We start from the raw sequence: 20,521 nt of genomic DNA on the forward strand, positions 1-20,521 counted from the left end.
GGGTACCGCGTTTGCCTTGTGTTCTTCTGCCGCACTGCCCGGAGCATCTGTGCCATGAGTTCTGCTTCCCTGATAAAGACCCCACCGGAGAAGGTGACGGTCAACGGTTGGGTGTTCTACACCTCTACCGCGTTGATCCTGTTGTTGACCGCCATCCTGATCATCGCCCCCCAAGAGGCGGGCAGGATGCTGAGCACGGCGCAAGCCTGGCTGTCCCGCAGCTTCGGCTGGTACTACATGGTGGTGATTGCCGCCTATCTGATCTTTGTCGTCGGCCTGGCGTTTTCGTCCTACGGCAAACTGAAACTGGGCAGCAAGGACGACACCCCGGACTTCAGCTACGGCGCCTGGGCGGGGATGCTGTTTTCCTCGGGCATCGGCATCTCGTTGCTGTACTTCGGTGCGTCCGAGCCGCTGGATCACTATTTCAACCCGCCGGAAGGCGTGGCCGGCAGCAACCTGGCGGCGCGCCAGGCGGTGCAACTGACCTTCCTGCACTGGGGCCTGCATGGCTGGGCGATCTACGCGCTGGTCGGCCTGGCCGTGGCTTACTTTGCCTACCGTCACAACCAGCCACTGGCGTTGCGTTCGGCGCTGTACCCGCTGGTGGGTGAGCGCTGGGTCAAAGGCGCGGCCGGCCATGCGGTGGACGGCTTCGGCATGTTCGTGACCCTGCTGGGGCTGGTGACAAACCTGGGAATCGGTTCGCTGCAAGTGTCGTCGGGCCTGGAAAACCTGTTCGGCATGGAGCACAGCAACACCAACCTGCTGATCGTCATCATCGTGATGAGCACCGTGGCGACCATCGCCGCCGTGTCCGGTGTGGAAAACGGTATTCGTCGGCTGTCCAACCTGAACATCGTGCTGTTCAGCGGGCTGCTGATTTTCGTGCTGCTGTTCGGCCCGACCTTGCACCTGCTCAACGGTTTCGTGCAGAACGTCGGGGATTACCTGAACGGCGTGGTGCTCAAGACCTTCGACCTGTACGTCTATGAAGGCGACAGCGCCAAGTCTGACCGCTGGCTGGGTCTGTGGACCCTGTTCTACTGGGCCTGGTGGATTTCCTGGGCACCGTTCGTGGGCATGTTCATCGCACGTATTTCCCGTGGTCGCACGGTGCGTGAACTGGTGGCTGGCGTGTTGCTGATCCCGTTGGGTTTCACCCTGGCGTGGCTGTCGATCTTCGGCAACTCGGCGCTGGACCTGGTGATGAACCACGGTGCGGTGGAACTCGGCAAAACCGCGCTGGAACAGCCTTCCATGGCGATTTATCAGCTGCTTGAACATTACCCGGCGTCGAAGGTGGTGATCGGCGTGTCGATTTTCGTCGGTTTCGTGCTGTTCCTGACCCCGGCGGATTCCGGGGCGGTGATGATGGCCAACCTTTCGTGCAAGGGCGGCAATGTCGACGAGGATGCGCCGCACTGGCTGCGGATCTTCTGGTCGGTGGTGATCACTCTGGTGACCATCGGGCTGCTGTTCGCCGGTAATTTCGAAGCCATGCAAACCATGGTCGTGCTGGCGGGCCTGCCCTTCTCGGTGGTGCTGGTGTGCTTCATGTTCGGCCTGCACAAGGCGATGCGCCAGGACAAGCAGATCGAACAGGAGCAAGCGGAACTGGCGGCGCGCGGTCGCCGTGGTTTCAGTGAACGCCTGACCCAGCTGGACCTGCAACCCAACCAGTCGATCGTGCAACGCTTCATGGACAAGCATGTCAGCCCGGCGCTGGAGGAAGCGGTGGTTCAACTGCGTGGCAAAGGCCTGGACGTGCAGACGTTGCTGGGCAAGGCCAAACGCTGCATTGGCCTGCGGATCGAGATGGAAGAGGGCAACCCGTTCGTCTACGAAGTCAGCCTGGACGGCTACCTGGCCGCCGCCAGCGACACGGTGCCGGCGCACAGCGCGGACGAGCCCCGGGCCCGCTACTACCGCGCCGAGGTGTACCTGCACAACGGTAGCCAGGACTACGACTTGATGGGCTTCACCCAGGAGCAGATCACCCGTGACGTGCTCGATCAGTTTGAAAGCCATCGGCAACTCCTTGGCCGGGTGTATAGCTGAGGGGTGAAGGGATGCGGTGTTTCTGTCTGAGCACCGCGTCGCATTCTTCGCGATAAGCCATAAACAAAAACGCCGCGATCCTCTCGCGGCGTTTTCGTGTCTGTTGCCTTAACCCAGGTTCTTGCCGAGCAGTGCGTGGTACAGCTCGCTGTCGCCGAGGATCCCCACCACCCTGTTGTTGTCGTGCAGCACCAGTTTGTTGCCGGTCTGGTAACGGATCTGCAGCGCGTCACGCATGCCGATGTTGGAGTCCACCAGCGTCGGCCGGCGACCCAGACCTTCCACGGCCTGCCCGGGTGCCCAGTTCTGCAGGTCGAGGCTGGCACCGTTCTGGCGGGCGCCCTTGATCGTGTTGCCTTCCGCCAGGTCCAGCCACGAATCGCCGCCCGGATCGAGGCACACCGAGCCGTTGATGCGCTTGCAGTTGTCCAGGGTGCGCATCAGGCTGCGTCCGCACAGCACGTTCAGCGGGTTGGTGTGCGCGACGAAGGTGCGCACGTAGTCATCTGCCGGGTTGAGCACGATTTCTTCAGGCTTGCTGTACTGGATGATCCGCCCGTCTTTCATGATCGCGATGCGGCTGCCCAGTTTCAGGGCTTCGTCGAGGTCGTGACTCACGAACACGATGGTTTTGCTCAGCTTGCGTTGCAGTTCCAGCAACTCGTCCTGCAGGCCCTGGCGGATCAGCGGGTCAAGGGCCGAGAACGGTTCGTCCATCAGCAGGATGTCGGCGTCCATCGCCAGGGCGCGGGCCAGGCCGACGCGTTGCTGCATGCCGCCGGACAGTTCGTCGGGCTTCTTGTTGCGCCATTGGGTCAGGCCCACCAGTTCGAGTTTCTCATCGACCAGTTTCCTGCGGTCCTTCTCCGGGCGACCCTGCATTTCCAGGCCGAAGCTGATGTTCTCGCGCACCGTCAGCCAGGGCATCAGGGCGAACTTCTGGAACACCATTGCAATGCGCTTGGTGCGCATCATCTTCAGTTCGGCGGCGCTGCAGGAAGCGATGTCGATCTGCCGGCCCTCGTGCTCGACGAACAGCTTGCCGCGACTGACGGTGTTGAGACCGTTGATGCAGCGCAGCAGGCTGGACTTGCCGGAACCGGACAGGCCCATCAATACGCAGATTTCACCTTTCTCGATATCCAGGCTGGCTTTCTCGACACCGACGATCTGCCCGGTCTTTTTCAGGATCTCGTTGCGGGTCATGCCCTGATCCAGCAGCTTGAGTGCCTCGCGCGGATCCTTGGTGAAGATTACGTCGACGTCTTCGAAGCGAATAATGCTCATGCGTCACCCCCTACTTTAGCGTCGGGTTGTTTGCAGATACGGTCGAGCATGATCGCCAGCAATACGATCGCCAGGCCTGCTTCGAAGCCCAGGGCGATATCAGCAGTGTTCAGTGCGTTGACCACCGGTTTGCCGAGTCCGTCGGCGCCCACCAGTGCCGCGATCACCACCATCGACAACGACAGCATGATGCACTGGGTGATGCCGGCCGCGATGCTCGGCATGGCGTGGGGCAGTTCGATCCTTGTCAGCAGTTGGCGACGCGAGCAGCCGAAGGCCTTGCCGGCGTCCATCAGTTCCTGTGGAACATCGCGGATACCCAGGTAGGTCAGGCGAATGGGCGCGGCAATCGCGAACACCACTGTCGAAATCAGACCCGGGACCACACCCAGCCCGAAGAGGGTCAGGGTAGGAATGAGGTATACGAAGGTCGGTACGGTCTGCATCAGATCGAGTACCGGTCGCATGACGGTGTAGAACATGGGTTTGTGCGCGGCGACGATGCCCAGCGGCACGCCGATCAGTACGCAGACCAGGGTGGCGAACATGACCTGCGCGAGGGTTTCCATCGTTTCCTGCCAGTACCCCAGGTTGAGGATCAGCAGAAAGGAGGCAACGACGAAGGCGGTCAGGCCCCATTTGCGCTGGATGAAATGTGCCAGCAGGGCAATCAGGCCGATCAAGACCAGCGGGTTGAACCAGGTCAGCGCAAACGTCACGCCGTGGATCATCGTTTCCAGTGACACGGCGATTGCGTCGAAGGTGTTGGCGCCGTGTTGCGTCAACCATTCAACGAAGCCCGCGATGTACTGGCCTAGAGGTATTTTCTGATCAATCAGCATGGTAGTGAACGTCCGCATGCAAGGAATAAACAGCCAGGCGGGCAGGCCCGCCCGGCATAAGCGATTTACTGCGCGAGCTTGGCTTTTACGGCCTCCAGGCCAGGTTTACCGTCAATGGTGGTCACGCCAGCGAGCCAGGTATCGAGGACCTGTGGGTTCTTTTTGAGCCAGGCCTTGGCGGCCGCGTCAGGCTTCATCTTGTCGTCCAGGATGTTGCCCATGAGTTCGCTTTCCATGTCGACGGTGAACTCCAGGTTTTTCAGCAACTGGCCCACGTTGCTGCATTCCTCGGCGTAACCCTTGCGGGTGTTGGTCGCCACGGTGGCGGCACCGAAATCCGGGCCGAAGAAATCATCGCCACCGGTGAGGTACTGGATCTTGAAGCGCTTGTTCATCGGGTGCGGCGCCCAACCGAGGAAGACCACGGCGGTGTCGCGTTTCTGCGCGCGGTCGACCTGCGACAGCATCCCCGCCTCGCTGGATTCGACGACCTTGAAGCCCGCGTCCTTGAGGCCGAAGGCGTTCTTGTCGATCATGCTCTGGATCAGGCGGTTGCCGTCGTTGCCGGGCTCGATGCCGTAGATCTTGCCGTCGAGTTCCTTCTTGAATTTGGCGATGTCGGCGAAGTCGTGCAGTCCCTTGTCATACAGGGCCTGAGGCACGGCCAGCGTGTACTTGGCGCCCTTGAGGTTGGTGCGCACGGTTTCAACGGTGCCGGCGTCGCGGTAGGCCTTGATGTCGTTTTCCATGGTCGGCATCCAGTTGCCGAGGAAAACGTCCATGTTCTTGCCGTCGGCCAGGGACTTGTAGGTCACCGGTACGGAAATCATGGTGGTCTTGGTCTTGTAGCCCAGTGCGTTGAGCACGACGCTGGTGGTGGCGGTTGTCGCGGTGATGTCGGTCCAGCCGACATCGGAGAAGTTCACGGTATTGCATTGGGCCGGTTCGGCGGCTTGCGCCAGAAACGGCAGGCTCAGCATGGCGGCCAACAACAACGACGGGGAACCTTTCATGAATGGACTCCTTGGTGTTTTTTTTTGGCAGTGTTCCGACTGGGACCACCGCACTTATGGGTTGCGGTTGGGTGGCGTTCTTGTGACAGCTCTACCGCAGCGCCTTGCAATCGAGTCGATAAGATCATGTACCAGTGAAAATCTGACGCCTACAGGGTGCGTCGTAACCAGTACAGGGAGGGTCGCATCCAGTGTCGGTGACGTCGTTTACAGATTTTTTCAGGCCCATTTGCCGCGCTGAGCCGCAAAAAAGCGGCGAAACATGGCGTAAAACGCCAGCGGCGTTTGTGGACATGAGTGCGTCGGTTCGAGACGTCGCACGACACCGCAAAAGCCTGATGATGCGGCCATCTCGGCGGATTGCAGCTTGAGCGTAGCAGCTCCGTCACCGGGCGCTTCTGCGCCTGGAGTTGGCACATCCAGGAGTTCGGCAGCAATGGCTATCAGCGTTTTCGACCTGTTCAAAATCGGCATCGGTCCTTCCAGTTCGCACACCGTCGGGCCGATGCGCGCCGCAGCGCTGTTCGTACAGGGCTTGCGTGAGCAAGGGCTGCTCGAGCAGGTGCGGCGTGTCGAGGTGCAGCTTTATGGTTCGTTGTCGGCCACCGGCATCGGACACGGCAGCGACAACGCGGTGATCATGGGGTTGATGGGCGAGTGGCCGGATGCGATCGATCCGTCGCAAATCGGCATCCGCATCGCCACCTTGCGCGAAACCGACACGCTGTTGCTCGACAGTCGCCTGCCGGTGCCGTTCATCTGGGCCCGGGACATGCGCCTGATCGATGAAAACCTGCCGTTCCATCCCAACGCCATGACCCTGGTGGCCGAGGGCGCCGACGGCGAGCTGCACCGCGACACCTACTATTCCGTCGGCGGTGGTTTTGTCGTCGATGAGGCGCAAGCCCGCAGCGGTGTGGTGGATCTGGATCGCACCGAGCTGCCCTACGATTTTTCCAGCGCCGTCGAGCTGCTCGAGCTCTGCAAGCGGCACAACCTGCGCGTGGCCGAACTGATGATGGCCAACGAGCGGGTCTGGCGCAGCGAGGATGAAATCCGTGCCGGTCTGATGAAGCTCTGGCGCGCCATGCAGGAGTGCGTCGAACACGGGCTCAAGCACGAAGGCATTCTGCCTGGTGGCCTGAATGTGCGTCGGCGTGCGGCCAAGCTGCACCGCAGCCTGCAGGAGCTGAACAAACCCAACGTGATCGGCTCGACCTTGAGCGCCATGGAATGGGTCAACCTGTTTGCCCTGGCGGTCAACGAGGAAAACGCCGCCGGCGGACGCATGGTGACGGCGCCGACCAACGGCGCGGCTGGGATCATTCCGGCGGTGCTGCATTACTTCATGAAGTTCAGCGAGGCGGTGACAGACGCCAACGTGGTCGACTACTTCCTCAGCGCGGCAGCGGTGGGGATCCTGTGCAAGAAGAACGCGTCGATTTCCGGTGCCGAAGTCGGTTGCCAGGGTGAAGTCGGCTCCGCCTGCGCCATGGCGGCGGCGGGCCTGGCGGAAATCCTCGGGGCCACGCCGGAGCAGTTGTGCAACGCGGCGGAAATCGGCCTGGAACACAACCTGGGTCTGACCTGCGATCCGGTGGGCGGCCTGGTGCAGGTGCCGTGCATCGAGCGCAACGCGATTGCCGCAGTGAAGGCGATCAACGCGGCGCAGATGGCGCTGCGCGGTGACGGCCAGCACTTCATTTCCCTGGACCGGGTGATCCGCACCATGCGCGATACCGGCGCGGATATGCATGACAAATATAAAGAGACATCGCGGGGCGGGTTGGCGGTGAGTGCGGTGGAGTGCTGACACCGCGCTGAGCCCATCGCCGGCCGGCTCCCCCCCAGGTATTTTGAGGTGTGTTCCTGATAACAGGCACACCGAAACTCTGCGGGAGCGAGCCTGCTCGCGGTGCGCCGGACCAGTCAAAACTGCGCGCAAATCGAACACCTGCACAAACATGCGCCACCTTTTAGCGCGTCGCTTACAGATAAATGGCCCCATCCCCGGCCGGGTTGAAAGACCCCCGCTTCCGCCCGTCGCCCCGCGCCTTGGGTGACACTCTCTCCCGAACGCCCGCAGCCCAGTTCCCACAAGTGCTACCGATCTGCTCACAGCCTTCTGGGCAGGGCCCTTTGCGCCATTGATGGCACTTATTACCCCCACTCGTGGCACGGCTTATATAGACCGGTCGACAGGTCGTTTTCAGGATTTATTGAACACGCATTCAAATTTAGGCATGGCATTTGCTCTGTCATTACAAAGCCCGTCTCCAGTGCGAGAACGATGGCAATAACAAGAGCCTCCGCCTGAGGCCATCACCCGCTTTGTGTGAGGAGATACCGCGATGACGTCGTTCAACTCCGGGGCCCAACCCCAGAACCGTGCGCCTCAATCCATCGGCTTTCTGCTGCTGGACAATTTCACGCTGATTTCCCTGGCCTCTGCCGTAGAACCGCTACGCATGGCCAATCAGCTGTCCGGTCGCGAGTTGTATCGCTGGACCACGCTCACCGTCGACGGCGGCCAGGTCTGGGCCAGTGACGGCCTGCAGATCACCCCCGACGCCTCCATGCACAAAGCCCCGGCCATGGACACCATCATTGTCTGCGGCGGTATTGGTATTCAACGCACCGTGACCCGTGAGCACGTGTCGTGGCTGCAAAGCCAGGCGCGGCAGTCCAAGCGTCTGGGTGCGGTCTGCACCGGCAGCTGGGCCCTGGCCTGCGCCGGACTGCTGGACGGTTTCGATTGCAGCGTGCACTGGGAATGCCTGGCCTCGATGCAGGAAGCCTTCCCGCGTGTGGCCATGAGCACCCGCCTGTTCACCCTGGACCGTAACCGTTTCACCAGCTCCGGCGGCACCGCGCCACTGGACATGATGCTGCACCTGATCAGCCGTGACCACGGTCGCGAACTGTCGGCAGCGATTTCGGAGATGTTCGTCTACGAGCGTATCCGCAACGAGCAGGATCACCAGCGTGTACCGCTCAAGCACATGCTGGGCACCAACCAGCCGAAGCTGCAGGAAATCGTCGCGCTGATGGAGGCCAACCTCGAAGAGCCGATCGATCTTGACGAACTGGCGGTGTATGTCGCCGTCTCCCGTCGTCAGCTCGAGCGCCTGTTCCAGAAATACCTGCACTGCTCGCCGTCGCGTTACTACCTGAAACTGCGGCTGATCCGCGCTCGCCAGTTGCTCAAGCAAACGCCGATGTCGATCATCGAAGTGGCGTCGGTCTGCGGGTTCGTCTCCACGCCGCACTTCTCCAAGTGCTACCGCGAATACTTCGGCATTCCACCGCGTGACGAACGCGTGGGCTCCAACACCACCCAACAAGTGGCATTGATGCCACTGCCGCAAGCGTTGGTACTGTCGCCGCTGTCCGGGCCGTTGTCGGCGTTGAGCCAGGCGCGCAACGAGTCGACCTTTGCCAGTGTGAGGCTTTAAACCGCATCGCAAGCAGGTGGAATCTTCGCACCGTCACTCCCAACGTTCCGAGGCCGGATTACAGTGGGAGCGACGGTACGAAGCTGCTCGCGCTTGGATGTGTCAGGCGCTACGGCCCTGTTGTTGATACGCCGCCAGCGCCGGCAGCAGTTGCTTGTCGATGGCCTGGCGCACCGCCGGCAGGATGGTCGCGCTGCTGGTGTACATCTGCTTGACCATGGTGCGCAACGTCATCGCCCGCTCATCGTTCAAGCCGCGCACGGCACACTCGCAGGCCTGCTCGGCAGTCGAGCCATTCGGTACTTGAAAACCCAATGACTTGAGTTGGCCCAACAGGTCTTCCTGATCGATCAAATCGGCATGCATCATGGCGCAAATCCTTCTTCCGGGAACGGTGTCGTGGCTCGATTCTGGTAGGGGCGATGGGTGGCGGCAAGGGCGATTTGTCGCAATGGCCGCAATGACTATGAACAGGTCGTTTTCGGCTAACTTGCCTTGTCAGGGACTGGGCACACTGGACCCAGCTTGCTTCACGAAGGTTTGGTCACCCTCGCATGGCGGCTCCTCAACAGTACCCTCTGCCCCGATCCTGTCACGGCTTGCATCGGGGCTTTTTTTGTCCGTGAATCCTGGGGTTTTGTGGGGTTTGGGTGGGCCCCATCGTCGGAACGCCGCCCGGAGCAGGCTCGCTCCCACAGTGGATCAGTGGCTGACACAAATTCTCTGTGGGAGCGAGCCTGCTCCGGGCGGCGTTCCAACGATGAGGTTGATTCTGTCTAACGCTGCAACACCAGGATCCGCGACAACAGCTCATCGCGATCCACATAACACCCCTGGAAATGCCGCGCCCCGGTGGCAGGGTCAAACGCATTGCGCGCATGCAGTGTGCGCCGGTTGTCGAAGCACCAGAGCTCGCCCGGGTTGAGCCTTTGCATCACCCGAAAGCGCTGCTCGCGGGTCATTTCGATGAACCGCCGATAAGCCCGGTAAAGCGTGGGCATCTGCTCCACCGAGGTGTCGAACGGCCCGCGCAGGAAGTTCGCCATGCGGATTTCCGACACCTGCCCCAGGGCGTTCAGCGCGATGATCGGCGCGAGGCAGCGGTAGTCGCTGTGGCGGTCCTTGTTGCGGAACTCCACCGGGATTTCACACAGCGCCTGAAACGACCCGGGGTCTTCCTCGCGCAACGCCTGGGCGATGGCAAAACCGTCGACGAAAATGCTCTCGCCGCCCTCGGCGTCGTTGACCAGGCAATGCAGGAATTGCAGCCCCGGTTGCAACTCGCGGGTCGGCAAGTCGCTGTGCAGGGGCAGATTGAAGGCGGTGTAGGCGTTGCTGTCGGCGTCGGCCTTGGATTGCACATTGAACAGCACGCCGAAATTGCTCTCGCGGATGAACGAGATCCGCTGGGCGATCAACGTCAGCGAGCCAGGCTCGGTGGGCACGCCGCGCACCTGGGTCAGGCCGACATCGCGCACGGCCAGTAACCATTGCAACAACGCAGAGTTGTCGTTCATCAGCGCCGAATACTCGAAGACCGGCAGCGCCAGATCGCTGTGCCAGAGCCTGGCCCCGGGCTTGCTGGCCAGGCGCTCGGCGCGGGATTCGTCATCGTAGGCGTGCGCCCGCAACCATCCGGGGTCGAAGCGACTGTGGTGACCATCCTGCCAGTCGATGCTCAGGCAACCTTGGCCGTCTATACCGGCGTCAGTGGCCGTCAGGTCCTGAGCGACGTCGACGATTTCCAGCACTTGCTCACGGGTCACGGTGTAGACGCATTGTGCACACGGGCAGTTGTCCCGCAGCCATTGATGATGGAAGGGGCTGACGCGGTTGTCGGCCCACTTGACCAGAACACGATCCGCCAGGGCCTGCACGCCATTCAGCGCGCTGATCAACGGATAGGTACGAAAGTCGGCGAGCGCTGCGGCGTTGTTCATGGCGATCTCCTGATTATTTTTTTGTCGGTAGAGCGATCACCCGGCCAATGTAGTCGGGAGCCGGCAGGTCGGCCTGGTCGGCGACGATGGCCTGCAAGCTGGCCAGCGTCGTCTCGCTGAACGGGGTGGATCGCGGCCCGGCGAGGTCGACGTGCAGCAGCATCTGTTCGTTGCCTGCCAGTTCCTTGTCGTCACCGGCCAGGTGCAGGCTGTGATAGAGGTGCAGGCGTTTGCTGTCGTGGCCGATGATCTGCGTGCGCACGTCGACGTCGGCGTCGAGCTTCACTTCGTGCAGGTAATTGAGGTGCAGTTCCAGGGTGAACAGCGAGTGGCCGCTGGCTTCGCGGTTGTGGCTGTCCATGCCCAGGCGATCCATCAGGGCGTCGGTGGCGTAGCTGAAGATCAGCAGGTAAAACGCGTCGCGCAGGTGGCCGTTGTAGTCGACCCAGTCGGGGATGATGCGGGTCTGGTAGGTGGTGAGGAGGGGCATGCGGGTTTGATCCGGAATGTGAGGTGACTGATCAGCCCTCTTCGCGGGCAAGCCCGCTCCCACAGGTAGCGCGGTGTACACAAGACCTGTGGGAGCGGGCTTGCCCGCGATGGGGCCGGCCCTGTTGACACGTTATTCGCTGAACGCCATCCCGTGCTTCTCCTTGGTGGTTTTCACCGCCTCGAGCACGGCCAGCAGGCAATCGTCACGATAGCGCTCCAGTGCCGAAATGCTGTGTTTGCCCAGCTGTTCGCCGGTGCCGTCCACCACGTCATCGATCAGCTTTTCGGTCAGCTCCGGTGCCGGCAGGTAGGTCCACGGCAACTGCAGCGCCGGGCCGAACTGCGCCATGAAGTGACGCATGCCGGCATCGCCACCGGCCAGGGTGTAGGTCAGGAAGGTGCCCATGAACGACCAGCGCAGGCCCGCGCCAAAGCGGATCGCGTCGTCGATTTCACCGGTGGTTGCCACGCCGTCGTTGACCAGATGCAGCGCCTCGCGCCACAGCGCTTCGAGCAGGCGGTCGGCAATGAAGCCCGGCACTTCCTTGCGCACGTGCAGCGGGCGCATGCCCAGGGATTCGTAGACGCTCATCGCCGCCTGCACCGCTTCGGGTGCGGTGTTCCTGCCACCCACCACTTCCACCAGTGGCAGCAGGTAGACCGGGTTGAACGGGTGGCCGACCACGCAGCGTTCCGGATGGGTCGAGCTCTCGTAAAACTCGCTCGGCAACAGCCCCGAGGTGCTGGAGCCGATCAGTGCGTCGGGTTTGGCCGCTGCGCTGATCTTGCTGTGCAGTTCCAATTTCAGTTCGAGGCGTTCCGGGGCGCTTTCCTGGATGAAGTCGGCATCGCGCACGCATTCTTCGATGGTGCTGACAAAGCGCAGGCGGTCCTGCGAGGCGCCGGGCGTCAGGCCTTGTTTTTCCAGTGCTCCCCAGGCATTGGCCACGCGTTTGCGCAGTGCCGCTTCGGCGCCGGGAGCCGGGTCCCAGGCCACCACGTCGAGGCCGTGGGCGAGAGCGCGGGCCACCCAGCCACTGCCGATGACACCGCTGCCCAGGGCGGCGAAGGTTTTGATTTGGGTGATGAAGGTCATGTTCGCATCCTGAAGAGTTCGTGTAACCCTGTGGGAGCGGGCTTGCCCGCGATGAGGACGGTACATCCGCCGAATTTCCTGCGGCAGAACCACCGTATTCGCGAGCAAGCCCGCTCCCACTGGTGAAGTGTTTGCTGGGATCAACCGCGCTGTGTCAGGCCCATTTTCTTGCGGCCCTCGGCCGGGGTCAGGACGCGGGCGCCCATGCGGCTGAGGATTTCGCTGGCGCGCTCGACCAGTTGGCCGTTGGTCGCCAGTACGCCCTTGTCCAGCCAGATGTTGTCCTCCAGCCCGACCCGCACGTTGCCGCCGAGCAGTACGGCCTGCGCCGCCATCGGCATCTGCATGCGCCCGATGCCGAACCCGGCCCAGACCGCGTCAGCCGGCAGGTTGTCGACCATGGCTTTCATGGTGGTGGTGTCCGCCGGCGCACCCCACGGGATGCCCAGGCAAAGCTGGAACAACGGATCGTCGAGCAGGCCTTCCTTGATCATCTGCTTGGCGAACCACAGGTGACCGGTGTCGAAAATCTCCAGCTCGGCTTTTACGCCCAGTTCTTGAATGCGCTTGGCACCGGCGCGCAGTTGCGCCGGGGTCGACACGTAAATGGTGTCGCCATCGCCGAAGTTCAGGGTGCCGCAATCGAGGGTGCAGATTTCCGGCAACAGTTCCTCGACGTGGGCCAGGCGGGTCAACGGTCCGACCAGGTCGGTGTTCGGGCCGAACTCCATGGGGTTCTCACCCGCGCCGATCTCCAGGTCGCCGCCCATGCCGGCGGTGAGGTTGACGATGATGTCGATGTCCGCTTCGCGGATGCGTTCCATGACTTCACGGTACAAGGCCACGTCACGGCTGAACTTGCCGGTTTCGGGGTTGCGTACGTGGCAGTGGACCACGGTTGCACCGGCCTTGGCGGCTTCCACGGCGGCCGCGGCGATTTGTTTCGGGGTGACCGGCACGTGCGGGCTCTTGGCGGTCGTGTCGCCAGCACCGGTGAGTGCGCAGGTGATGATGACGTCGTGGTTCATGGGTGGTTCCTTACAGGCGAGTGCTTGAGGTGAAAGCTTTCCGGGTGAAAAGCCGGGCGTGGTGGTGCCGTTCGCAGCCCCTCGGGCTGCGAATCGGTGGCCAGGTTCGGGTGATTCAGTTACTGGTGAGTTTCAGGTTTTCAGCCGCCGGCTTGCCGTCGAACGTGGTGACGCCCTCAAGCCAGCGCGCTTTGTCTTGCGGGTGATCCTTGAGCCATTGCCTGGCCGATTCGAGTGCGTCCTTGTGATCCAGCAGCGGCTGCATCATCCGGCTCTCGTCTTCGGCGGTGAAGGTCAGGTTGGTCAGCAGGCGCCCGATGTTCGGGCATTGCTCAGCGTAGGTCGGGGCGGTGACAGTCCACACGGTGGCCATGCCTTCGTTCGGGCCCAGGGCGTCTTCGCTGCCGGTCAGGTAAGTCATTTGCACGTTGACGTTCATCGGGTGCGGCGCCCAGCCGAAGAACACCACCGCCTCCTTGCGGCGTACGGCACGGTCCACGGCGGCGAGCATGCCGGCCTCGCTGGACTCGACCAGCTGGAACTTGCCGAGGCCGAACTGGTTCTTGGCGATCATGGCCTTGATCTGGGTGTTGGCGCCCGAGCCTGGCTCGATGCCATAGATCTTGCCGCCCAGCTCCTTTTCGAATTTGGCGATGTCGGCGAAGGTTTTCAGGCCCTTGTCGGCAAGGTAGGTCGGCACGGCGAGGGTGGCGCGTGCGTCTTTCAGGCTCGGCGCATCAAGCACCTTGACCTGGTTGGCGTCGACGAACGGTGTGATGGTCTGGGTCATCAGCGGGTTCCAGTAGCCCAGGAACAGGTCCAGGCGCTGGTCGCGGATGCCGGCGAAGATGATTTGCTGGGAGGCGCTGGTCTGTTTGGTTTTATAGCCGAGGCCGTCGAGCAGGACCTGGGTCATGGCACTGGTGGCGATCACATCGGTCCAGTTCACGACGCCCATGCGCACGTTCTGGCACGACGCAGGTTCGGCCGCCATGACGCTGGCGCTCAGGAAAGCGGTACCGCTGAGTGCAAGAACACAGCTGCTGATCAGTCGTTTCATCTCAGGTTTCCTCGGCAGTTCGTTATTGTGGATTCCGGCGTCTGTGCGCCGGTGATGCCAACGTTACGCAGCCTCGCCCCGGTAAAAACGCACTGCGGCGACCCGCTCTTGCACTGCAGCGACCTGTGCTCTTGAATGCCGCTTGCAAGTGGCGTATCAACGTCGAAATGCTTCCCGCCTCTCGTGACCTGAAATCGAGTGCGCTCCATGTCCCAGGATTTCTACTTGTTGTTGATGCCGGGTTTCTCGGCCATCGGGTTCATCTCGGCCATCGAGCCGTTGCGGGTCGCCAATCGCTTTCGCGGCGAGTTGTATCGCTGGCATGTATTGAGCGCCGATGGCGGGGCGGTGTTGGCCAGCAATGGCATGTCGGTCAACGCCGATGCCGCGCTGGAGCCGTTGAAGAAAGGCGCGACGCTGTTGGTCGTCGCCGGGTTCGAACCGCTGGAGTTCGCCACGCCGGCCCTGCAACACTGGCTGCGCCGGCTGGACAAGGAGGGCGTGACCCTCGGCGCCATCGACACCGGCAGCTTCGTCCTCGCCGAAGCCGGCCTGCTCGACGGTCATCGCCTGACCCTGCACTGGGAAGCCATCGATGCGTTCAAGGAATCGTATCCGCAGCTCAGCGTCACCCAGGAGCTGTTCGAGATCGACCGTCGGCGCATCACCTGCGCCGGGGGCACCGCTTCCATCGATTTAATGCTCGACCTGATCGCCCAGGCCCACGGTCCGGAGCTGGCGATTCAGGTCAGCGAGCAATTCGTGCTGGGCCGCATCCGTCCGCGCAAGGACCACCAGCGCATGGAAGTCGCCACCCGCTACGGCATCCGCAACAAGAAGCTGGTGCAGGTGATCGGCGAGATGGAACAGCACAGCGAGCCGCCGCTGACCACCCTGGCCCTGGCCGAGTCGATCAAGGTCACGCGCCGGCAGCTCGAACGCCTGTTTCGCCTGCACCTGAACGACACCCCCAGCAACTTCTACCTGCGGTTACGGCTGGAAAAGGCCCGGCAGTTATTGCGCCAGACCGACATGAGCGTGCTGGAGGTGAGCATTGCCTGCGGGTTTGAATCGCCGTCGTATTTCACCCGCAGCTATCGGGCGCGGTTTGAACGCTGCCCGCGGGAAGACCGGCGTCGGTTGGAGGATGGGCGGGAACGGGTTTGATAAAGGACTTCAGCCAGAAACAAAACCACTGTGGGAGCGGGCTTGCTCGCGAATGTGGTCATTTATTCAAAATTGATCTTGTCTGACACACCGCTTTCGCGAGCAAGCCCGCTCCCACATTTGATCCTCATCGTGTGGAGGTTTGGCTTACTTCTTCAATAATGCCGCACACGCCGCCTTGTAAGCCTCATGCTGATACTTGTTCAGCGTCGCCGGCAGCTCGTAGCCGTGCTTCTTGGCCTGTGCATTGATCGTCTGCGGCGACAGCAGCGTCACCTCGCAGCTGTCCAGCAACTGGAACACGCCCTCGATCTTGAACGTGGTCGGCCCGCCGGCGAATTCGCCTTTCTTGCTGCGTTTCTTGATCACGATCCGGTCGATGGCATTCTCGCGAACGAACGACGCCACCTGGGCGGCGAAGACCTTGACGTTGGCCGCCTCGTCGTCATCGTCGAGCGCGATCTTCTTGGTGTTGAGGGGCAGATGGCTCAGTGTCTGGCCGTCGAGCGCCGCCACGGCGATGATCGCCTCGCTGCCTTTGATTTCAATGCCGCAGATGTTCATTTCAATCCCTTTCACAAATGATGGTGAGCCGCCTACAGCTCAAGTTGACTGGCTGTGATGCCAAACGCCGCGGCATCGCTGTAAGGCTGCTTAGCGATGTGCTTGGGAAACGGTAGTTCCTGAAGGAGGGAGCTGGCAACGGCGCCAGCCGCCCAAACAGACGTAACGTTTCACTCCTGCCCAATCGACTCCAGAAATTCCGAGCGCTCGTCACTCATTCGTGCCACGCAGTCATTCTGGGCAATGGTGAAGGCCTTGCTGCCGCTGGTCGCCGGGAAGGCTTCGACGGCGCAGTCGGCGTCGCGGGTTTTCAGCCATTGCTGCTGGGCGTTCTTGAGCTTGGCGGTGATGTCGGCCAGTTGCGTCGGGTTTTTGCCATAGGCGCTTTGCAGGCGTTCGGTCAGGGCCTGGTCGTTGTCCTTGAGCAGGTCTTCGGCGGTGGTTCGGCTGTAGACCGAGCATTCCAGGGTCTGGACGTCGTTTTCGACGGCGTCGCAGGGATTGCTGTCGGATTCTTCGGCCGCCTGTACGCCGGTCGCTATCAGTGCCATTGCCAGTAAGATCGATTTCATTGCGCCTGCGCCCCTTTTGCGCTGCAAATCCCGTAATGGCGCGAATTCTGGCCCATGCGCAAGCCCTTGAACAGGTGGCCTGAGGCCTCCGCCGTCGACCCTTTGTCGCGGATTGACGCTTTCGGCAATTCCCCTGTCGTTTTTGCACCCGGCTGCCAATGCACCGAGGCATATGCTGGCCCCAAAGCGCCGGCACACGATTCGGCGCATGAATCGCCAAGAGGGGACAGCCTGATGAGCCCAGCCGAATTGCACGCCGACAGTATCGTTATCGACGGGCTGATTATTGCCAAATGGAACCGTGAGCTGTTCGAAGACATGCGCAAGGGTGGCCTGACCGCAGCCAACTGCACCGTTTCGGTGTGGGAAGGTTTCCAGGCCACCGTCAACAACATCGCCGCCAGCCAGAAACTGATCCGCGAGAACAGCGACCTGGTGATTCCGGTGCGCACCACCGCCGACATCCGCAAGGCCAAGGAGCAGGGCAAGACCGGCATCCTGTTCGGTTTCCAGAACGCCCACGCGTTCGAAGACCAGATCGGCTATGTCGAGGTGTTCAAGCAACTGGGCGTCGGTATCGTGCAGATGTGCTACAACACCCAGAACCTGGTGGGCACCGGTTGCTACGAGCGCGATGGCGGCCTGTCGGGCTTCGGGCGTGAAATCGTCGCGGAAATGAACCGCGTCGGCGTCATGTGCGACCTCTCCCACGTCGGCTCGAAAACCTCGGAAGAGGTCATCCTCGAATCGAAGAAACCGGTGTGCTACTCCCACTGCCTGCCCTCCGGCCTGAAGATTCACCCGCGCAACAAATCCGACGAAGAGCTGAAGTTCATCGCCGACCACGGCGGTTTTGTCGGCGTGACCATGTTCGCGCCGTTCCTGGCCAAGGGCATCGATTCGACCATCGACGACTACGCCGAAGCGATCGAATACACCATGAACATCGTCGGCGAAGACGCCATCGGCATCGGCACCGACTTCACCCAGGGCCATGGCCAGGACTTCTTCGAATACCTGACCCATGACAAGGGCTACGCCCGCCGCCTGACCAGTTTCGGCAAGATCATCAACCCGCTGGGCATTCGCACCGTCGGCGAGTTCCCGAACCTGACCGAAACCCTGCTCAAGCGCGGTCATTCCGAGCGCGTGGTGCGCAAGATCATGGGCGAAAACTGGGTGAACGTCCTCAAGGATGTCTGGGGCGAGTAAGCCGCAGCACTTCTGAATCCTTCCCCCCGGCCATTCGCGCCGGGGGCAACACCAAAATTATTCTGGAGTTAAGTTTCCATGGCCAAGATCGCCCCGCAATTGCCTATCGAAGTCGACAGCGAAACCGGTGTCTGGACCTCCGACGCCCTGCCGATGCTGTACGTGCCGCGTCATTTCTTCGTCAACAACCACATGGGCATCGAGGAAGTGCTGGGCGCCGACGCCTACGCCGAAATCCTCTACAAGGCCGGCTACAAGTCCGCCTGGCACTGGTGTGAAAAGGAAGCCGAGTGCCACGGCCTGGAAGGCGTCGCGGTGTTCGAGCATTACATGAAGCGCCTGTCGCAACGCGGCTGGGGTCTGTTCAAGATCCAGGACATCGACCTGGACAAAGGCACCGCCAGCGTCAAGCTCGAACATTCGGCGTTCGTCTACGTCTACGGCAAGGTCGGGCGCAAGGTCGACTACATGTTCACCGGTTGGTTTGCCGGTGCGATGGATCAGATTCTCGCCGCTCGCGGCAGCCAGATCCGCACCGTGGCCGAACAAGTCTACGGTGGCTCCGAAGAGGGCCACGACGACGGTTTGTTCACCGTCAAGCCGTTGTAAGTCGAGGAACCCGTCATGGCTTTCGAAGCAATGTTCCAGCCGATCCAGATCGGCAAACTGACCATCCGCAACCGTGTGCTCAGCACCGCGCACGCCGAGGTCTATGCGACCGACGGCGGCATGACCACCGACCGGTACGTCAAGTATTACGAAGAGAAAGCCAAGGGCGGGATCGGCCTGGCGATCTGCGGCGGATCGTCGGTGGTCGCCATCGACAGCCCGCAGGAGTGGTGGAGCTCGGTGAACCTGTCCACCGACCGGATCATTCCGCACTTCCAGAATCTGGCCGATGCGATGCACAAGCACGGCGCCAAGATCATGATCCAGATTACCCACATGGGCCGTCGCTCGCGCTGGGACGGCTTCAACTGGCCAACGCTGATGTCGCCGTCCGGCATCCGTGAGCCGGTGCACCGCGCCACCTGCAAGACCATCGAGCCGGAAGAAATCTGGCGGGTGATCGGCAACTACGCGCAGGCGGCCCGTCGCGCCAAGGCCGGTGGCCTGGACGGCGTCGAACTGTCGGCCGTGCACCAGCACATGATCGACCAGTTCTGGAGCCCGCGGGTCAACAAGCGTACCGACGAATGGGGCGGCAGCTTTGAAGGCCGCATGAAGTTCGGCCTCGAGGTCCTGAAGGCCGTGCGCGCCGAGGTCGGTGACGATTTCTGCGTGGGCATGCGCATCTGCGGTGATGAATTCCACCCCGATGGCCTGTCCCACGAGGACATGAAACAGATCGCCAAGTATTACGACGACACCGGCATGCTCGATTTCCTCGGTGTCGTCGGTTCGGGTTGCGACACCCACAACACCCTGGCCAACGTGATCCCGAACATGAGTTATCCGCCGGAGCCGTTCCTGCACCTGGCGGCCGGCATCAAGGAAGTGGTCAAGGTTCCGGTGCTGCACGCGCAGAACATCAAGGACCCGAACCAGGCAACGCGAATTCTGGAAGGCGGTTACGTCGACATGGTCGGCATGACCCGCGCGCACATCGCCGACCCGCACCTGATCGCCAAGATCAAGATGGGTCAGGTCGACCAGATCAAGCAGTGCGTGGGCGCCAACTACTGCATCGACCGTCAGTACCAGGGCCTGGATGTGTTGTGCATCCAGAACGCCGCAACGTCCCGTGAATACATGGGCGTGCCGCACATCATCGAAAAAACCACCGGTGTGAAACGCAAGGTGGTGGTCGTCGGTGCCGGCCCTGCGGGGATGGAAGCCGCCCGTGTCGCGGCCGAGCGTGGCCACGACGTGACCCTGTTCGAGAAGAAGGAATTCATTGGCGGGCAGATCACCACGGCCGCGAAAGCGCCGCAGCGGGATCAGATCGCGGGCATTACCCGTTGGTATCAACTGGAGCTGGCACGCCTGAAAGTCGACCTGCGCCTGGGCACGGCGGCTGACGCGCCGACCATCCTGGACCTGCGTCCGGATGTGGTGGTGCTGGCTGTCGGCGGCCATCCGTTCCTCGAGCAGAACGAGCACTGGGGCGCGGCCGAAGGCCTGGTGGTCAGCAGTTGGGATGTGCTCGACGGCAAGGTCGCACCGGGCAAGAACGTGCTGGTCTACGACACCATTTGCGAGTTCACCGGCATGTCCACTGCCGACTTCCTGGCCGACAAGGGCAGCCAGGTCGAGATCGTCACCGACGACATCAAGCCCGGCGTGGCGATTGGCGGTACGTCGTTCCCGACCTACTACCGCAGCATGTATCCCAAGGAAGTGATCATGACCGGCGACATGATGCTGGAGAAGGTCTACCGCGAAGGCGACAAGCTGGTGGCGGTCCTGGAAAACGAATACACCGGCGCCAAGGAGGAGCGGGTGGTCGACCAGGTGGTCATCGAGAACGGCGTGCGTCCGGACGAAGAAATCTACTACGCGATGAAGGAAGGCTCGCGCAACAAGGGCCAGATCGACGTCGAAGCGCTGTTCGCGATCAAGCCGCAGCCAAGCCTGGCGCAGAGTGGCGACGGTTACCTGCTGTTCCGCATCGGCGACTGCGTGGCGCAGCGTAACGTGCACGCGGCGATCTATGACGCGCTGCGGCTGTGCAAGGATTTCTAAAGGCCGGCACATGACCCTGTGGGAGCGGGCTTGCTCGCGAAAGCGGT

The 20,521-nt window shown here is 61.9% G+C and carries 18 protein-coding genes; 7 read left to right on the forward strand and 11 right to left on the reverse strand.

Annotation, left to right across the window (positions count from 1 at the left end; all coding sequences use genetic code 11):
* Positions 1-111 precede the first annotated feature (111 nt).
* Positions 112-2,061 carry a BCCT family transporter gene (locus ACM6IM_RS00990; RefSeq protein WP_318653504.1) on the forward strand — a complete coding sequence of 650 codons (1,950 nt, stop codon included), beginning with the start codon at positions 112-114 and terminating at the stop codon, positions 2,059-2,061.
* A 108-nt stretch (positions 2,062-2,169) separates the two neighbouring features.
* Here ACM6IM_RS00990 and choV read toward each other — a convergent pair whose 3' ends face one another.
* The 3 genes from choV to ACM6IM_RS01005 all read right to left on the reverse strand — a co-directional run bounded on the left by choV (position 2,170) and on the right by ACM6IM_RS01005 (position 5,203).
* Entirely contained in the window at positions 2,170-3,348 is a 1,179-nt protein-coding gene (gene choV / locus ACM6IM_RS00995) for a choline ABC transporter ATP-binding protein (RefSeq protein WP_192306694.1), read from the reverse strand.
* On the reverse strand, positions 3,345-4,190 hold the full coding sequence (gene choW, locus ACM6IM_RS01000; RefSeq protein ID WP_201191742.1) for a choline ABC transporter permease subunit: 846 nt from the start codon (positions 4,188-4,190) through the stop codon (positions 3,345-3,347). The genes choV and choW overlap by 4 nt, the downstream gene beginning before the upstream one ends.
* Before the next feature lie 65 nt (positions 4,191-4,255).
* Positions 4,256-5,203, reverse strand: a complete 948-nt coding sequence (locus ACM6IM_RS01005) for a choline ABC transporter substrate-binding protein (protein WP_192306689.1) — start codon at positions 5,201-5,203, stop codon at positions 4,256-4,258.
* A gap of 436 nt (positions 5,204-5,639) precedes the next feature.
* Between ACM6IM_RS01005 and ACM6IM_RS01010 the strand changes: the two genes are divergently transcribed.
* Positions 5,640-7,016, forward strand: a complete 1,377-nt coding sequence (locus tag ACM6IM_RS01010) for an L-serine ammonia-lyase (protein WP_414863926.1) — start codon at positions 5,640-5,642, stop codon at positions 7,014-7,016.
* A gap of 538 nt (positions 7,017-7,554) precedes the next feature.
* Positions 7,555-8,658: a GlxA family transcriptional regulator gene (locus tag ACM6IM_RS01015; RefSeq protein ID WP_192306686.1), complete on the forward strand. Its 1,104-nt coding sequence runs from the start codon at positions 7,555-7,557 to the stop codon at positions 8,656-8,658.
* A 102-nt stretch (positions 8,659-8,760) separates the two neighbouring features.
* Here ACM6IM_RS01015 and ACM6IM_RS01020 read toward each other — a convergent pair whose 3' ends face one another.
* From ACM6IM_RS01020 to ACM6IM_RS01045, 6 genes are all read right to left on the reverse strand, one after another.
* Positions 8,761-9,027 (reverse strand): hypothetical protein, encoded by a 267-nt coding sequence (locus tag ACM6IM_RS01020; RefSeq protein ID WP_192306684.1) that lies wholly within the window; start codon positions 9,025-9,027, stop codon positions 8,761-8,763.
* A 407-nt stretch (positions 9,028-9,434) separates the two neighbouring features.
* Complete coding sequence (locus ACM6IM_RS01025; protein WP_414863927.1) at positions 9,435-10,598, reverse strand: gamma-butyrobetaine dioxygenase; 1,164 nt, start codon at positions 10,596-10,598, stop codon at positions 9,435-9,437.
* A 13-nt stretch (positions 10,599-10,611) separates the two neighbouring features.
* Positions 10,612-11,088, reverse strand: coding sequence for a thioesterase family protein (locus tag ACM6IM_RS01030; protein WP_414863928.1), 477 nt, complete (start codon positions 11,086-11,088; stop codon positions 10,612-10,614).
* Between the two features lie 132 nt (positions 11,089-11,220).
* Complete coding sequence (locus ACM6IM_RS01035) at positions 11,221-12,186, reverse strand: L-carnitine dehydrogenase (protein ID WP_414863929.1); 966 nt, start codon at positions 12,184-12,186, stop codon at positions 11,221-11,223.
* Between the two features lie 140 nt (positions 12,187-12,326).
* Complete coding sequence (locus tag ACM6IM_RS01040) at positions 12,327-13,214, reverse strand: 3-keto-5-aminohexanoate cleavage protein (RefSeq protein ID WP_192306676.1); 888 nt, start codon at positions 13,212-13,214, stop codon at positions 12,327-12,329.
* Between the two features lie 115 nt (positions 13,215-13,329).
* Positions 13,330-14,274 (reverse strand): choline ABC transporter substrate-binding protein, encoded by a 945-nt coding sequence (locus tag ACM6IM_RS01045; RefSeq protein WP_201191752.1) that lies wholly within the window; start codon positions 14,272-14,274, stop codon positions 13,330-13,332.
* 207 nt (positions 14,275-14,481) lie between these two features.
* Between ACM6IM_RS01045 and ACM6IM_RS01050 the strand changes: the two genes are divergently transcribed.
* Positions 14,482-15,441: a GlxA family transcriptional regulator gene (locus tag ACM6IM_RS01050; RefSeq protein WP_414863930.1), complete on the forward strand. Its 960-nt coding sequence runs from the start codon at positions 14,482-14,484 to the stop codon at positions 15,439-15,441.
* Between the two features lie 147 nt (positions 15,442-15,588).
* Here ACM6IM_RS01050 and ACM6IM_RS01055 read toward each other — a convergent pair whose 3' ends face one another.
* Both ACM6IM_RS01055 and ACM6IM_RS01060 read right to left on the reverse strand, forming a co-directional pair.
* Positions 15,589-16,005 carry a DUF3010 family protein gene (locus ACM6IM_RS01055; RefSeq protein WP_414863931.1) on the reverse strand — a complete coding sequence of 139 codons (417 nt, stop codon included), beginning with the start codon at positions 16,003-16,005 and terminating at the stop codon, positions 15,589-15,591.
* Positions 16,006-16,175: 170 nt separating this feature from the next.
* A complete protein-coding gene (locus ACM6IM_RS01060; RefSeq protein ID WP_192306664.1) occupies positions 16,176-16,577 on the reverse strand; it encodes a lysozyme inhibitor LprI family protein in 402 nt (133 codons plus the stop codon).
* Between the two features lie 234 nt (positions 16,578-16,811).
* On the opposite strand from ACM6IM_RS01060, the gene ACM6IM_RS01065 reads away from it, so the two are divergent.
* The 3 genes from ACM6IM_RS01065 (at position 16,812) to dgcA (ending at position 20,474) form a co-directional block, all read left to right on the forward strand.
* Positions 16,812-17,789: a dipeptidase gene (locus ACM6IM_RS01065; RefSeq protein WP_008033250.1), complete on the forward strand. Its 978-nt coding sequence runs from the start codon at positions 16,812-16,814 to the stop codon at positions 17,787-17,789.
* Between the two features lie 78 nt (positions 17,790-17,867).
* The gene (locus ACM6IM_RS01070; protein ID WP_011336290.1) at positions 17,868-18,398 is read left to right on the forward strand and encodes a DUF5943 domain-containing protein; all 531 of its coding nucleotides are present in this window, start codon (positions 17,868-17,870) and stop codon (positions 18,396-18,398) included.
* Positions 18,399-18,413: 15 nt separating this feature from the next.
* On the forward strand, positions 18,414-20,474 hold the full coding sequence (gene dgcA, locus ACM6IM_RS01075) for a dimethylglycine demethylation protein DgcA (protein WP_192306662.1): 2,061 nt from the start codon (positions 18,414-18,416) through the stop codon (positions 20,472-20,474).
* Positions 20,475-20,521: the final 47 nt, after the last annotated feature.

This window comes from Pseudomonas sp. IT-P12, assembly GCF_949767465.1.
Classification (GTDB): Bacteria; Pseudomonadota; Gammaproteobacteria; order Pseudomonadales; family Pseudomonadaceae; genus Aquipseudomonas.